This window comes from Priestia sp. YIM B13489, from assembly GCF_042787645.1.
In the GTDB taxonomy this organism is placed as follows: domain Bacteria; phylum Bacillota; class Bacilli; order Bacillales; family Bacillaceae_H; genus Priestia; species Priestia megaterium.
Window position 1 is genome coordinate 3696867 of sequence record NZ_JBHZOQ010000053.1, and the last position, 12986, is coordinate 3709852.

Here is a 12986-nt window from a genome sequence, read left to right on the forward strand (position 1 = left end):
CTTTTTACACTTTCTTCTTACGTGCTCGTACGCGTCAGCCACGGGAGAATAAAGTTTTGAAAGGTTTTGTTGTATACAACAATTCGGTTCAGATAATACGGGTCGTTATCTTTTGTAATAAGATGCGGCGCTAAGATAGCGGCTTGGTGAAAACCAGCACCTTTCACAATCTTAGCTACGTCATCATTTGTATTGCCGTATGGATATGCAAAGTAAACTGGGTCTATTCCTAAATGGTTCTTAATCGTTTCTTTGCTTTTTCGTAAGTCTTCAGCAAACGCGCTGTATTTAGCAGGCGTCAGAAATAAAGGCTTGTCTTCTTCTAAACGGTGCATATCATATGTATGCGAACCGATTGTCGCAAGGCCGCTGTCTTTCATTTCTTTTAGCTGACTCCACGAAGCCATGTTTAAATTTTGAAAATCCGTTGCTCCCACTTGTCCTGCGATTACATATAGCGTAAACGGAATGTTTTCCTTTTTTAAAATGGGAAACGCGTTTTGATAAACGGTACGGTCAATATCATCAAATGAAATCCATACGCAGCGCTTTGGAAACGTGCCTTTTTGCTGATACGCTTCAATATCTTTTGGCGTAACAAACGTAGCGTCAAGTTCCTTCAGCTTTTTTAACTGATGTTCAAAATCATTGCTGTAGACGCTGTACTCTGTCAGTTCGTCAGACTTTGTAACTGAGCTGACAACTCGATTAAACCAATTATGCTTGCGCACGCGATGATAATTTAAGCCTAAGCATCCGTTCGTCCCAAGCGCTGGCTCCACGGTCGTTGTTGCTTCCGCCTTGTCTTCCCAGTTCACTACTTTAAAGAAAATAAAGCCAACTACCGCTGCCGCAATCAAAAGAAAGAATACATATTTCTTCATGCGTGCTTCCTCTCTTCAGTATGTTTTAACGGATTAACATCAAACTCGATGTACTGTGCACGCTGAAGCTCCTGAATTTGATCCTTGGATAAAAGCTCAAGACGCTCTAAATCTTTAATACTCGTATACGCCGGCTCTTTTCGTCGGTTTAAGCTTCCAAATCTCTTTTTGTTGTAGGATCTCCATAGAAACAGAGCCAGGAAAAAGAAGCAAAAAATAGCGAGTCCAATTACTAAAAATGTTCGAATTTCGCCGTTCGTCGTTTTAAATGCAATTTTTAATACCCCGCTGTAACGGTCATTTACGCCGATAACAGCTGAAAGGAAAAACCAAAGAACAATGGCACAATAGAGCCAAAAAACAGAGGAAACAATGATGCTTATCACTAATCGAGCAAGAGGCTGTTTGGCTTGAATCATGATTTGCTCTTCGTTAAGCCGCGGTCTGGACTGCTCCATGTAGCATAGCCTCCTTTCACTCTAGATCTGATCGCACGAGGAAATGCGCCCACTACCACAATCGTATTCACAATCCAATAAAGCGCCGGGTACCATGCAGCCCATACGTAATACCGCTTCACGTTGTCGTATTTTGAATCAATTTTCAGCGCAATAAACAGTTGAATTAAGCTCATAAACACCAGGGAAAATGACGTAAACGTAAACCAAAACAGCATGTCTTGGGGGCTGCTCGCCGTAACAAGCAGCATGATAGTCACAAACAGCCATGCGAATGACCAAAGGGTACTGATCCACTGCTCTAGGTATACAATCCAAATTCTGCGCTGCTTCCATTTTAATAACACTTTCCAGTGGCGAAGCATTACCTCTTGTCCGCCTTGAGCCCAGCGTACTCGCTGGTTCCAAATTCCTTTTAAGGTTTCGGGCACAAGCATCCAGCACAATGCCCGCGGTTCATAGCGGATATCCCAAAAGCGCTGCTGCAGCTTCCAGCTCACGGCGATATCTTCCGTAATCATGTCACGATCCCACAGCCCGACGTCCACAAGTGCTTTCTTTCGAAAAGCTACTACTACGCCTGAGACCGTCATTACTTTTCCTAAAATTCGCTGTGTTCGTTTAATAGAACCGATAATAGAAGAATACTCAACTAGCTGAATGCGGCTCAGCAGCGTATTACGGTTTCGAATGCGCGGATTTCCGGTAACGGCTCCCAGCCGTTCCCCTTTATGAAGAAAATGATGGATTAGATAATATGGAGCGTCTTGATCTAAAATAGCGTCGGAATCTAAGCAGATTAAAAACTCAGCTTTAGATGCATGCGCACCTAAATGTAACGCGTTGGCTTTTCCTTTATTTTCATAAAGCTGAATCACACGAACTTCAGGGTGATTTCTGCTGATTTCCTTTAAAATAGCAGCTGTTCCATCCGTACTGCCATCGTTAATAAGGATGATTTCTTTAGACGGATAATCTAACGCCAAAAGGTGCTTAAGCGTTTCTTCAATCGTCTCTTCTTCGTTATAGCAAGGCACTAAAAAGCTCACTAGCGGCCATTCAATTGTTGAAAAATCAACTTTAGGATCTCGGTCGCGATAGCGTATGTAAATAAGCGTGCCTGCAATCCAAAATAAAGACATAATAAATGGATACCAGAAAACAAAGCTCGCAAGCTTTTCAAATCCAGGTATTAATACGTGTTGCATATTCATTTTTCTGACTCCTTCACACCAATTAAAATTGCACAGAGTGACAATTTTATCACTAAATTGGTTAAATAGAACATAGTAATTTTAACCATCTAAAAAAAGATACTTTTAAACCACTTTTATTCCTATATTATACAACCCTTAAATGTAAGTAAGAAGCACCAATAAAGGATGGGCAAGTTACCTACTTAAAGAAGTGACATATAGTATCTTTATAGATTAAAAGCGTGATGGTTGCAGGTAGTATACGAAAGAACCCTTTTCCCTAAGGAGGAATAACAAATATGAACGAACAAATTCAAAAGCTGCTCAATAACTTAATTCAACTTGAACACGTCTCTTCTACTTTATACCTAGCTATGTCTAACTATATGAATCGATTAAACTATAAAGGAATGGGCAGCTGGCTGCGTCTGCAGTCTGAAGAAGAACGCACTCATATGCTAAAACTTATTGACTACTTAGTTGACCGCAGCGGAACGGTAGAATTAAGCTCTTTGCCTGCTCAGCCAAGTGAGTTTGGATCACCGTTAGAAACGTTTCAAAAAGTATTGGAGCATGAGAAGTTCGTCACGAATTCTTATCGTCAAGCGTTTCAATTTATCAGCCAAGCGAATGACCCTCAAACGTTAGTCATCGTGCAGGACTTTTTACGAGAACAAGTCGACGAAGAAGCTCAAGCTCAAACGATTGTAGACCGTCTAAAAATCGCCCAAAATAACCCTGCAGCTATTTTTATACTCGATCAAGAACTAGGACAGCGGAAAGCTGCACCAGCGGGTGGAGCAGCTGCGCAAGGTTAAAAGCGCAGAAGAGTGTAGCACAATGTGCAGAACCAATAACACGACGCCCGTTTCCTTGTTTCGAGTTGGTATTCACCACGGCTATTATGGCTATCCGCCTAATGTGTATAACGCCATTCAAAGGCTTATGAATCAATATATGCATCAGCTTCACTATCATCGACCTCAATATGTTCACGTCTACTACGTGCACCCTTCTCTTATTCACTACTACCTTCACTAAGTTAAGGAGAATAAGAACCTTGCTTCTTGAAGAAATTCACCGTTTCTCCACCCTAATTCAGGAATTCCAATCAAAAATATGGATATTTATGCTAATATAGGTTTTGTTAATCAAATAAAGAAACAATTATTAGCGGGGTGTCATATGGATAATCAATACGTTGTAGGATGGGGAACACTGGCTTTAATTAATGCCGGATTAGCGCAAGGTAAAAATCGAACGGGTCTGAACTGGTTCTTATTATCTCTTGCTTTAGGACCGCTTGCTACCTTCATCTTACTGCTGGTTGAAAAACGATAAAAATTGGTTCAAAGCTCATTTTTTTGAGCTTTTTTCTTTATCCTTCGACTATAACTGCTCTTCAAAACAAGTAAAAAAAGCTCCGCTTGAAATTTTTTTCTCGACTTAATATGCATAAATCTATTCATCATTCAGCGTAAATCCGGCTGCATTTTGTTAATAAAAAACCTACTCTTTAGAAAAGGAAGGAAGCTCCTTTTTAAACCTTTGTTTCTGACAATAAAATCAAAAGAAAGAAAAACGCTTTTATTCTATGCTTTTCTAATTAACAGATTAACTGTTTTCTTCAGATGATTACCTTTTACATGGGACAGCTGTGCATCTACTGAATGAGGTCAAACTTCCTGTATTTCTCAATCTGTAGGATGAATAAATACTCATTTGCTTCATTTGACAAAGAAATAAATGCTGTGTAATTTAAGTAACATACCCCATCTAAAATGTTTTTAGAAAGGATTAAATAGCAAGATGCGTACAAAAAAAGAAGAGTGTATAATTGACGAAATGGGAAGAGTATCCCTTCCTTCTTTGTTTATGCAACTAACAAAACTCGAGACAAACGACAAAGTTTTTTTGCGGAGCTGTGATGATTGGATTATTATCGATCATCATGATGAAAATGTCCCGGTTCCTTCTCATATCTTCATTCGAACAATTGACCATATGGGTAGAATAGTCATCCCAAAATCCCTGCGAGATGACTATGAACTTAAGCCCTTTGATTATGTAGAACTATACGTGGTAGAACAGCAAATTGTTATGAAAAAAAGAGACGAAAAATCGATAGCGCTTTCACAAAAACCTGCGGTGGCTCCTCCTTATTATGCAACATTAACCGGCCGGCAGATTCAGCTCACTTCTGAACTTTTAACGTCCGTGGAATTGGATGCAAACATGGAGGTTCAATTTTTTATTAACAAAGAAAATAACATTGTGATTCAAAAATATGAAATGAGTTTTGGGAAGAAAACGACTTTAACATTTACGGCTCAATCTCGAAAAATTGATGACCGTTTTCGACTTACTATTCCTAAAAAGCTGCGAGATGATTTCTCCATCCACTCAGGTACGATGTTAAAAATCAAGACAGGTAATAAGCAGCTCATTTTAGAAAAAGTGGAGAGTGAAAAAGAGATTAGCAGCGTATTATCTCAGCAAATAGACGCAGCAATTGTTGAAAAATCACCGAAATAAGAACGACGCCAAAAACAAATGGTTTCCTACGGCTTCAAAGCAAAAGCTAAGAGTTACGCATAGACTGACCCTTTCTATACTCCACTCTTAGCTTTTAGACTTATCTTCCGTAAACGTGTACAAGCCGGTTACTCCACATAATAGCACTACTTCCAAAATAAAAAAACCATTTCCATATCTATCAAAATATTTGTAAATAATTTCAATATATGTGTATAATGAGGTACTTTGCATAGAGGAGGCTGATTTAGTTGAAGATCTCAACAGGAGCTGAATTTTACGATAATGACGAGACGTTTTTGGCCTATACAAAACGTCGGCAGCAAAAAGAAAATGCCAACGATACGATTGAAAAACCGGCCATTTTACAGCTTCTAGGTGATGTTACAGATGCAAACGTTTTAGATTTAGGGTGCGGAAACGCTGGATTTGGTGCGGAGCTTCTTGAACAGGGATGTTTCTCTTATACCGGAGTAGACGGCTCTATCAATATGATAAACGCGGCTCAGCAACAGCTTTTAAACTATCCAAATGCAAGAGTGCTCCATGAATCGATGGAGCATTATACTCCACCACGCACCGAATACGATTTGGTTACTGCAAGACTGTCTCTCCACTACATGGAAGACTTATCCTCCATTTTCGCTAAAGTGAATCAAGCACTCAAACCTGAAGGAAGATTTATTTTTTCTGTGGAACATCCAGTCATTACTTCCACTTTGCAACCTTCTGCTCTGCGCACAAACTGGACCGTGGATAACTACTTCTCAATGGGATTCCGTCAGCAGCAATGGATGGGCGGATACGTTCAAAAGTATCATCGCACGCTTGAAGAGTACTTTTCTTTGATGCAGCAAAGCGGATTCACCGTTACAAATTTAAAAGAAGCATGTCCTCAAAAAGAATATTTCGACAGCGCTGAAACTTACGAGCGGCGAATGCGTATTCCTTTGTTTTTACTGATGAGCGGCGTGAAGAATAGATAAACTAAAAATACTAAGAAAGATCTTAACTAGTCTTTCTATAGGTAGAATCCATGCGTAGTCATTTTCAATTATTTGACCAAAAAAGCATCAAACCCTTTGTTAAGGAAACAAAGGGTCTGATGCTTTTTTAAAGAAAGATTTACTTAGCGTTTGTGCTAATATAATGTTTAATTACTTCATAAACATAGTCTTGGCAAGCTGCTGCTGTGTTTGGATTATATTTTCCACCGTTTACTTTGTTGTTAGATAGCACTCTAATACCTAAGAATGGAACGTCATAGCTTCCTGCAATTTGTGCTGCCGCTGCGCCTTCCATTTCTTCTACAGACGTCCCGTACTTAGTATGGAACCACTTAATTCGATCCACTTCGTTATTCCACGTGTCCGCTGATCCTATCGTTCCTTCTACCACTTTTCCTTTTTTATATGTATCTTTTACTGCGTTTGCAGCCGCCAGTAACTTCTTATCTCCTTCATAATAGCGAGCTTTTTCAGCATCAGGATCTTCACCAGCGCTTCCTTCAGAAGCCATTAAATCCATCGGCTTCCACGCAGCAGGATCCATTCCTTCGCCTTCTTTTTTATCGCCTGTTTTTAAGGAGCCTATATTCGTTGTTCTCTTTCCTAATACAATATCAAACACGTTCAGATTTTCATCATGTCCGCCTGATGTTCCTTGATTGATAATTGCTCTAGGATGGTATTTTTCTATAGCTATCGCTGTAGCAGCTGCCGTGTTTTCCATTCCTTTTCCCGTTTTAACTACAATAACCGGATAATTATCGACACTTCCTTTGTAAAAAACAAAATTCCCCGACTTTTCTTCTTTGACATTTTCTAATTTTTTAGCGAATTTCTGCGCTTCTATCGGCATCGGCCCTTGAACAATAATAGGCTTCTGCTTCTGTTTATCTCCGGCTTCCTTTTTTGAAGCTGCGTTACACCCGGCAAGTACAGATAATAATAAAATCATACCAATAGTAAGTAAAGCCCCTGTTTTTAGCATCTTGTTCTTCATAGATTGTTACTTTCACTCCATTTCGTTTTGTTGTTTCATACACTCGATGATTGGACAAAAGAAAAAACCTATAACACTTTTGATTTTCTAAGCTTTTTAGAGTCAAAGTATAAGAAGTTAAGCACGGAATAACATTTATGTATTGATAAACCGAACGTTTTTACACTTTAACTCGTAGTCCAGTTCTTTGAATGGGAACCAGGTAGAGACACTCAGACCATATTTCCAAGCATATACGAGTAATATTTTTCACTTTCTAAATGTATCAAATACAAAATGGTTATTCAATACACAGACGAATATTTTAATTAAAAAATTGTTTAAACGTTCGTTTTTATGATTGAAACCTGCTGAATCTTTTGTTAATTTCTATCTCAATACAAAAAAAGTGTCTCAAAACCGAAACTTCGAGACACTTTTTATACTTACTGAAAACCTATATTTATCTTTCCACCTTCACTTCACGTTAATTGGCAGCGGTGCATGAGGAGCTACAAGCTTCTGTTCACGCATTTCTTCCCAGAAGGCTGCCGGAATTACTGTGTTTAATGCTGCTTTATCTTCAGCAATACGCTCAGGACGACTAGCACCAGGAATAACAGCGGCAACCGCTGGATTAGCCAGTGAAAATTGGACAGCAGCAGCCTTAATGCTGATCTGATGACGATCTGCAATAGCTTTGATTTTTTCTACTTTTGCCATAATGTCTGAAGATGCTTTTTGATATTCAAAGTGCGTACCTCCAGCAAGAACGCCTGAGCTGTATGGTCCGCCGACAACAATGTCCATATTATGCTTTACGGCTTCGGGCATTACTCGCTGCAGCGCACGCTCATGATCTAATAACGTGTAACGGCCAGCTAGCAACGAGACATCCGGCTTTGCTTCTTCCAGCTCCAGCATGATTTCAATTGGCTCTACTCGGTTTACTCCAAGTCCCCATCCTTTAATAACTCCTTCTTCACGCAAACGTGTAAGCACACGAAATGCGCCCGTTCGAGCAGACTCAAATTGTCCTACCCACTCATCTCCATAAAAATCTTGCGCAACATCATGAATATACACAAAGTCTAAGCGATCTGTTTTTAAACGATTTAAGCTTTGCTCGATCGAACGAAGAGTGGCATCTGCGCTGTAGTCATTGATAATTTTATTTTTACGGCCAAATTCAAAAAGCCCGCCTTTTTCTCCCATATCACGTGAAGATGTGTCTTCTAGTTCATCTGAAATAACGCGACCTACTTTCGTACTTAGCACATACTCATCGCGATTTCTTTTTGATAGTGCTTCACCAAGGCGTATCTCGGCTAAGCCAGCTCCGTAAAGAGGAGCTGCATCAAAGTAACGGATGCCGCTTTCCCAAGCTGCATCGACCGTCGCAATGGCCTCTTCTTCTGGAATATTACGATACATATTGCCCAGAGGTGCCGTTCCAAAACCTAGTTTTCCTTGCAGTATCTCTCTCATATTCATAAAACCTCCTGAAATTTTTATAATTCTATTTTAGAAATTGATCAGTATGAAGGTAAACTCAACGACTGATCTATTCATTAAATGTCATATTATCTCCTGACAAAATTTATTATGAAGCATATACACAATAAAAAAAAGTACGCACTTCAAAGTAATATGGGAACTAAAAAGTAACCTACTAAGGAGTAAATGAGCTTTTCAGACTCTCCTTTTATTTATGTACTTTCTACTTCTTACTCATGCAAACAAACATTTTGCATACAATAAGCAGAAAGCTACTTTATAAATGAGGTGAGATTCTTGAGAGATGAATACTTCAAAAAAATTGAAGATAAGCTCGATAAGCTTGATGAAATGGACGATTCCACAATGAAAGAAGAACAAAAAGATGAATATTTTCAAAGTCTGCTAGATGATATGGATGATTTGTTGAAAGACATGCGCCAGCGAGAAAAAGACTCGAATCATCTCGTCAGCGAACATATGAAGACGGTTAATGACATATTTGATAACGCAATCAAAAATTTAAAAAAAGACCGAAGCTAGCGTTATAGCACTTCTACTCCATTTTAATATACTGATTTTTCTGTTTTTTAAATATAAAAATATAGTATTTCACATGTAAAAATGGTATTTTCAGTATACGCAAAAAGTAGGAGTGAAAAAAGGAATGGAAAACAGTCATTTTAAAGAACAAGTAAAAACGAAGGAAGAGCTTCGCCATATAGTCGGCGCGCCTAACAAATTGGCGCATCAAAAAATAATTTCTTATTTAGATCGACACTGCCGGGAATTTATTAAACATTCCCCTTTTGTTATCATCGCTACAGCTGATTATAAAGGAATTTGCGACAGTTCTCCGCGGGGGGATCACCCTGGTTTTGTACAAGTCGTCGATGAGAGAAGGCTATTGATTCCAGAGAGGCGCGGCAATCAAAAAGTAGATTCATTGGAAAATATTTTATCTAATCCTCAAATAGGGCTGCTTTTTTTGATTCCAGGCATAGAAGAAACACTGCGGATTAACGGCAAAGCTTGCATTGTAAAAGAAAAAGCGCTGCTTGAAACAATGGCGGTTCACAATAAAACTCCGCTGCTCGCTATCGGCGTTGAAGTACAAGAATGCTTTCTCCACTGCAGCAAAGCATTCAAGCGATCAAAGCTGTGGAATCCAGCATCTTGGGAAAGAGTCGAAACGCTTCCTTCCGCAGCTAAAATAGTCGCAGAACACGCAGGCTTTTCCACCCTAGAAAGCCGCAACAATCCCGAAGAAAACAAAACTCAGCACCTCTATGAAAAAAAGCCGCTATAATGCGGCTTTTGTCATTTCACCATCAGAAACAGTATACTTCCGGCAATGATCAGAATTGGTAACAAAGCAAGAAGCACCCTTTTTTTCGAACTTCCTATGTATTCATGATCACCATAGGCGCGGCCTGCTCTAAAATCTGCTTTCACCTGAGATTCTTCTTTTTTATGTTCTTTTTTCATCCTCTTTGCCTCCTAGCGGCATTTGAGCGTCAATTTGCTTAATATGATGCTTTAAATGAGCAATATAATCTTTAGCCAACCACTGCAGCGAAACGAACTTTCCATCTTTTAATTCGAATTGATACATATGCTTTTCTGTTGGTATATGCAAAAGAATGGAAGCAATTTGCTTATTTAAACTGCGCCATAGGGCAACTATTTCTTCCATGGGCATATCTTGATAGTGCTGCAGTTCTACCCATTCATCTTGTTTGTAAGGCGTCAGGACCAAAGGTGTTTTTTCATGCTGCACGTTGATAAAACGCTGCAAATTGTGAAGGGCTGAGTCACATAAGTGCCCCACAATTTCTTTCGGGGACCACTTCTTAGGAGCAGGACGGTTTGACGCCGCTGCTTGAGAGAATACTTCAAGCTTTTTAGGAAACTTTATCATCCATTCATTTAACTCAATAACCGTCGATTTCACGTTCATTTCCCCTTTAAACATGTTTTTTAAAAAACCTTCCCCATAAAATATTCATCGACTGATTTTCCATCTACAACGAGCGAACATATTTTTTTTCCTTCTATTTTAAAACCCATCTTTTTATACAGCGAAATGGCCGTTTCATTGTGGGTCATAACGGTTAGCTCTACTCGTTTGATGCCGATACGCGCCGCCCAGTTCTCCATTTCTTCAAACAATGAAGTACCAATGCCCTGGTTTCCATAGGAACGCAGTACGCCAACAGCTAAGTATGCGCTGTGTTTTTTTCGATTAACGCTTCCGCCAATCACAGATAAATGTCCGACAAGCTGTCCGTCTTGTTCCGCCACTAAAATGGTCGAGTTCGGCATCTTTAAAAAAGTTGTAATCATTTTTTTCTGCTGTTCGAGTGTAATCGCACGCTCATTTTCCTCGTACAGCATATATGCTGTTTCTCGATCAAGCTCTTTATTTAACGCTAAAAAAGCGGCTGCATCGGAAGCTAAAATTTCTCGAATCACGTTTACCCCTGCTTTCGTGAATAGTAGTTAACTAGAAAAAAACGCTAAAAAACGGATGATATCCTTACACACGTGCTGAACGTTTTCCAAGAAACGCCGTGAAGATAAAACATACACTAAAAGCGACGGCTGAAACGAAAAAGCCAAGCATCCACCCTAAAGCTCGCATAAACGTATCTTCATTGGGATACAGGGGCTTAACGCTTACCCACTGGATCACCATAATTAATGCCAATATTAAATAAAAGCTGCTTCCCGTTAAAGCCATTTTAAGACGGTTTTTAAATGATCCTGTCCACGCTGTACTAAAGGCGCTCCACGTGAAAATACTTACAATCGTCGCTAAAAACATAAGAACAAGATGCAAATAAGGGATATTAGTAAAGATAGGAAGGAAGAGTAAACATATCGTAGTCCCAAAATATAAAGCATTAATGCCAAACAAATAGCCTCCGCTTAGCCAATGGTTTTGAAACCACTTTTTCTTGCTGAGACGTTCTACCATTCCGCTGGGCACCCACAGCGTACGCGAAAAAATAATCATCGCCAGCACAAGTACAGTGCCGGCTAAAAAGAATATGAACACCTTTTTATCAGCCTTTCTATCCAAAATAAATATGGTTAATTATACTATTAATAACAAAATTAAACTATTGTTTTCTTTACTAATAAAGAGACTTAGACATAACAAAATTACTCCAACCTAAAGACGAACAAATGGGATAAATAAGCTGGACTGCTGGTTACACCGCTGTTAATTTCCATGCAAGGCTTCGATTTCCGCGGGCGGCAGGAGTCTTCGCCTTGTCCTCCAATCAACAGCTAGAAACTACTATATACATGACACCTACGTTCACCATACTAATAAAAAAACCGAACGAAGTTGATTCTGCATTAAGAATCTCAATTCATCATTCGGATCTTCTTTCAACGAAAATACTTTTGTCACAGCTTTTTTTTACGCCTATTTACATTCTTCCTCCGGTAAACGGATTGATTTCCCCTGTTAAATCACGTCCTGCTTTCTTTTCTTCGTGTGCGATGCGCTTGCCAATCGCAATTTTATTCCAAATTAGTGGCACCCAAATACACGCTCCGAACAAAATCATCCAAAAAAGTTCTCCCATTTTTTCCACCCTTTCATTTTCTGCTTTTATTTTGAAGACAATAAGAAACGCGTATACGCTTTTTACTCTTTGTTTGAATCACTCATATCATATGAAAAGAAATAAACTAGGATTGATAAAGCCATTCCGTACACGGTCCAAGCCGCTAGTAAAATGGCGTACTGATGATTGATAAAAAAGACTCCGGTTGAAATCAGCAGCAGGATAAAACTAATCCATTTTACTTTTTTCATTACTCTATCCCCTTTACTTAACCTTTTACAGTAAGTTTCTTATTGTCTACTTGTTATTACGGACAAACTGTATAAAAGTTCCATATTTTCCAAAAAACGAAAAAGAATTTGATAAAACGTTCAACTATCGATTATCATATACCTTAAAGTAAGCTTTACGATTCATAAGTGGGAGTGAACAATCTTGTCTTATAGCATGAAAGAAATGAATGAAAAAACCGGGCTTTCCGCACCGACTTTACGCTACTATGAAAAAGAAGGGATCCTTCCTTTTGTAGAGCGTGATGAACATGGAAAACGCCTCTATAATGATACGAATATTGAATGGATCCGTTTTATCTTAGCTCTGCGCTCAACGGGCATGCCTCTTGCAGAAATCAAGCGCTATGTAGAGCTCTATGAACAAGGCGAAAGCACAATTAAAGAACGAAAAAACATGATGCTTCAGCACAAAGAAGCGGTCGAAGAAGAAATGGCCAAAACTTTTAAATACCTTGAACAAATCAACTATAAGCTCGCTTTGTACGACTCACTAGAAGCAAAATTAACGCAAAAAGAAATTAAAATTTAAACACAAAAGTCCGCAGGTGCACCTGCG

Annotated in this window: 19 protein-coding genes and 1 riboswitch; of the genes, 8 read left to right on the forward strand and 11 right to left on the reverse strand. The window is 39.1% G+C overall.

The window, feature by feature from the left end; genetic code table 11:
* Window positions 1-17: 17 nt before the first annotated feature.
* The 3 genes from ACFX4W_RS24885 to pgaC are packed head-to-tail and all read right to left on the reverse strand — an operon-like array spanning window position 18 to window position 2556.
* Window positions 18-884: a polysaccharide deacetylase family protein gene (locus ACFX4W_RS24885; RefSeq protein ID WP_043978535.1), complete on the reverse strand. Its 867-nt coding sequence runs from the start codon at window positions 882-884 to the stop codon at window positions 18-20.
* Window positions 881-1342 (reverse strand): poly-beta-1,6-N-acetyl-D-glucosamine biosynthesis protein PgaD, encoded by a 462-nt coding sequence (gene pgaD / locus ACFX4W_RS24890; protein ID WP_013084506.1) that lies wholly within the window; start codon window positions 1340-1342, stop codon window positions 881-883. Before pgaD ends, ACFX4W_RS24885 begins: the two co-directional genes overlap by 4 nt.
* Window positions 1300-2556 carry a poly-beta-1,6-N-acetyl-D-glucosamine synthase gene (gene pgaC, locus ACFX4W_RS24895; protein WP_162214823.1) on the reverse strand — a complete coding sequence of 419 codons (1257 nt, stop codon included), beginning with the start codon at window positions 2554-2556 and terminating at the stop codon, window positions 1300-1302. Before pgaC ends, pgaD begins: the two co-directional genes overlap by 43 nt.
* A 281-nt stretch (window positions 2557-2837) precedes the next feature.
* Here pgaC and ACFX4W_RS24900 point away from each other — a divergent pair, with 281 nt between their 5' ends.
* The 5 genes from ACFX4W_RS24900 to ACFX4W_RS24920 all read left to right on the forward strand — a co-directional run bounded on the left by ACFX4W_RS24900 (window position 2838) and on the right by ACFX4W_RS24920 (window position 6059).
* Window positions 2838-3356 carry a ferritin gene (locus ACFX4W_RS24900; RefSeq protein ID WP_280560110.1) on the forward strand — a complete coding sequence of 173 codons (519 nt, stop codon included), beginning with the start codon at window positions 2838-2840 and terminating at the stop codon, window positions 3354-3356.
* A gap of 22 nt (window positions 3357-3378) precedes the next feature.
* Window positions 3379-3579 (forward strand): hypothetical protein, encoded by a 201-nt coding sequence (locus tag ACFX4W_RS24905; RefSeq protein WP_141425866.1) that lies wholly within the window; start codon window positions 3379-3381, stop codon window positions 3577-3579.
* 144 nt (window positions 3580-3723) lie between these two features.
* Entirely contained in the window at window positions 3724-3879 is a 156-nt protein-coding gene (locus ACFX4W_RS24910; protein ID WP_014458731.1) for a hypothetical protein, read from the forward strand.
* A gap of 468 nt (window positions 3880-4347) precedes the next feature.
* Window positions 4348-5073 carry an AbrB/MazE/SpoVT family DNA-binding domain-containing protein gene (locus ACFX4W_RS24915; protein ID WP_097823144.1) on the forward strand — a complete coding sequence of 242 codons (726 nt, stop codon included), beginning with the start codon at window positions 4348-4350 and terminating at the stop codon, window positions 5071-5073.
* 251 nt (window positions 5074-5324) lie between these two features.
* Entirely contained in the window at window positions 5325-6059 is a 735-nt protein-coding gene (locus tag ACFX4W_RS24920; protein WP_280560112.1) for a class I SAM-dependent DNA methyltransferase, read from the forward strand.
* Between the two features lie 139 nt (window positions 6060-6198).
* On the opposite strand, the gene ACFX4W_RS24925 is transcribed toward ACFX4W_RS24920, so the two are convergent.
* Together ACFX4W_RS24925 and ACFX4W_RS24930 are read right to left on the reverse strand one after the other, a co-directional pair.
* Window positions 6199-7077, reverse strand: a complete 879-nt coding sequence (locus tag ACFX4W_RS24925; protein WP_043978515.1) for a 5'-methylthioadenosine/S-adenosylhomocysteine nucleosidase — start codon at window positions 7075-7077, stop codon at window positions 6199-6201.
* A 155-nt stretch (window positions 7078-7232) separates the two neighbouring features.
* Window positions 7233-7336: riboswitch (purine riboswitch) on the reverse strand.
* Between the two features lie 197 nt (window positions 7337-7533).
* Window positions 7534-8544, reverse strand: a complete 1011-nt coding sequence (locus ACFX4W_RS24930) for an aldo/keto reductase (protein ID WP_043978513.1) — start codon at window positions 8542-8544, stop codon at window positions 7534-7536.
* 297 nt (window positions 8545-8841) lie between these two features.
* Here ACFX4W_RS24930 and ACFX4W_RS24935 point away from each other — a divergent pair, with 297 nt between their 5' ends.
* Together ACFX4W_RS24935 and ACFX4W_RS24940 are read left to right on the forward strand one after the other, a co-directional pair.
* Entirely contained in the window at window positions 8842-9096 is a 255-nt protein-coding gene (locus tag ACFX4W_RS24935) for a hypothetical protein (RefSeq protein ID WP_230184437.1), read from the forward strand.
* Between the two features lie 124 nt (window positions 9097-9220).
* Window positions 9221-9862 (forward strand): pyridoxamine 5'-phosphate oxidase family protein, encoded by a 642-nt coding sequence (locus tag ACFX4W_RS24940; RefSeq protein WP_043978510.1) that lies wholly within the window; start codon window positions 9221-9223, stop codon window positions 9860-9862.
* Between the two features lie 11 nt (window positions 9863-9873).
* Here the strand turns inward: ACFX4W_RS24940 and ACFX4W_RS24945 are convergent, their stop codons facing one another.
* The 6 genes from ACFX4W_RS24945 to ACFX4W_RS24970 all read right to left on the reverse strand — a co-directional run bounded on the left by ACFX4W_RS24945 (window position 9874) and on the right by ACFX4W_RS24970 (window position 12388).
* Window positions 9874-10041: a hypothetical protein gene (locus ACFX4W_RS24945; protein ID WP_198530634.1), complete on the reverse strand. Its 168-nt coding sequence runs from the start codon at window positions 10039-10041 to the stop codon at window positions 9874-9876.
* The gene (locus tag ACFX4W_RS24950; protein ID WP_043978508.1) at window positions 10025-10507 is read right to left on the reverse strand and encodes a DinB family protein; all 483 of its coding nucleotides are present in this window, start codon (window positions 10505-10507) and stop codon (window positions 10025-10027) included. The genes ACFX4W_RS24945 and ACFX4W_RS24950 overlap by 17 nt, the downstream gene beginning before the upstream one ends.
* Window positions 10508-10533: 26 nt before the next feature.
* On the reverse strand, window positions 10534-11028 hold the full coding sequence (locus ACFX4W_RS24955) for a GNAT family N-acetyltransferase (RefSeq protein WP_043978506.1): 495 nt from the start codon (window positions 11026-11028) through the stop codon (window positions 10534-10536).
* A gap of 64 nt (window positions 11029-11092) precedes the next feature.
* Window positions 11093-11614, reverse strand: coding sequence for a hypothetical protein (locus ACFX4W_RS24960; RefSeq protein ID WP_043978504.1), 522 nt, complete (start codon window positions 11612-11614; stop codon window positions 11093-11095).
* 382 nt (window positions 11615-11996) lie between these two features.
* Window positions 11997-12155, reverse strand: coding sequence for a hypothetical protein (locus tag ACFX4W_RS24965; RefSeq protein WP_162213596.1), 159 nt, complete (start codon window positions 12153-12155; stop codon window positions 11997-11999).
* Between the two features lie 62 nt (window positions 12156-12217).
* Entirely contained in the window at window positions 12218-12388 is a 171-nt protein-coding gene (locus ACFX4W_RS24970) for a hypothetical protein (RefSeq protein WP_165575899.1), read from the reverse strand.
* A 184-nt stretch (window positions 12389-12572) separates the two neighbouring features.
* Between ACFX4W_RS24970 and ACFX4W_RS24975 the strand changes: the two genes are divergently transcribed.
* A complete protein-coding gene (locus ACFX4W_RS24975; RefSeq protein ID WP_043978502.1) occupies window positions 12573-12959 on the forward strand; it encodes a MerR family transcriptional regulator in 387 nt (128 codons plus the stop codon).
* Window positions 12960-12986 lie beyond the last annotated feature (27 nt).

What these genes read in the sequence shown, in the direction of transcription:
- ACFX4W_RS24910 (WP_014458731.1), top strand. Translation starts at nt 3,724, where the DNA reads ATGGATAATCAATACGTTGTAGGATGGGGAACACTGGCTTTAATTAAT.
- ACFX4W_RS24915 (WP_097823144.1), top strand. Translation starts at nt 4,348, where the DNA reads ATGCGTACAAAAAAAGAAGAGTGTATAATTGACGAAATGGGAAGAGTA.
- ACFX4W_RS24930 (WP_043978513.1), bottom strand. Translation starts at nt 8,544, where the DNA reads ATGAGAGAGATACTGCAAGGAAAACTAGGTTTTGGAACGGCACCTCTG.
- ACFX4W_RS24965 (WP_162213596.1), bottom strand. Translation starts at nt 12,155, where the DNA reads ATGGGAGAACTTTTTTGGATGATTTTGTTCGGAGCGTGTATTTGGGTG.
- pgaC (WP_162214823.1), bottom strand. Translation starts at nt 2,556, where the DNA reads ATGAATATGCAACACGTATTAATACCTGGATTTGAAAAGCTTGCGAGC.
- ACFX4W_RS24885 (WP_043978535.1), bottom strand. Translation starts at nt 884, where the DNA reads ATGAAGAAATATGTATTCTTTCTTTTGATTGCGGCAGCGGTAGTTGGC.
- ACFX4W_RS24900 (WP_280560110.1), top strand. Translation starts at nt 2,838, where the DNA reads ATGAACGAACAAATTCAAAAGCTGCTCAATAACTTAATTCAACTTGAA.
- ACFX4W_RS24945 (WP_198530634.1), bottom strand. Translation starts at nt 10,041, where the DNA reads ATGAAAAAAGAACATAAAAAAGAAGAATCTCAGGTGAAAGCAGATTTT.
- ACFX4W_RS24970 (WP_165575899.1), bottom strand. Translation starts at nt 12,388, where the DNA reads ATGAAAAAAGTAAAATGGATTAGTTTTATCCTGCTGCTGATTTCAACC.
- pgaD (WP_013084506.1), bottom strand. Translation starts at nt 1,342, where the DNA reads ATGGAGCAGTCCAGACCGCGGCTTAACGAAGAGCAAATCATGATTCAA.
- ACFX4W_RS24925 (WP_043978515.1), bottom strand. Translation starts at nt 7,077, where the DNA reads ATGAAGAACAAGATGCTAAAAACAGGGGCTTTACTTACTATTGGTATG.
- ACFX4W_RS24940 (WP_043978510.1), top strand. Translation starts at nt 9,221, where the DNA reads ATGGAAAACAGTCATTTTAAAGAACAAGTAAAAACGAAGGAAGAGCTT.
- ACFX4W_RS24905 (WP_141425866.1), top strand. Translation starts at nt 3,379, where the DNA reads ATGTGCAGAACCAATAACACGACGCCCGTTTCCTTGTTTCGAGTTGGT.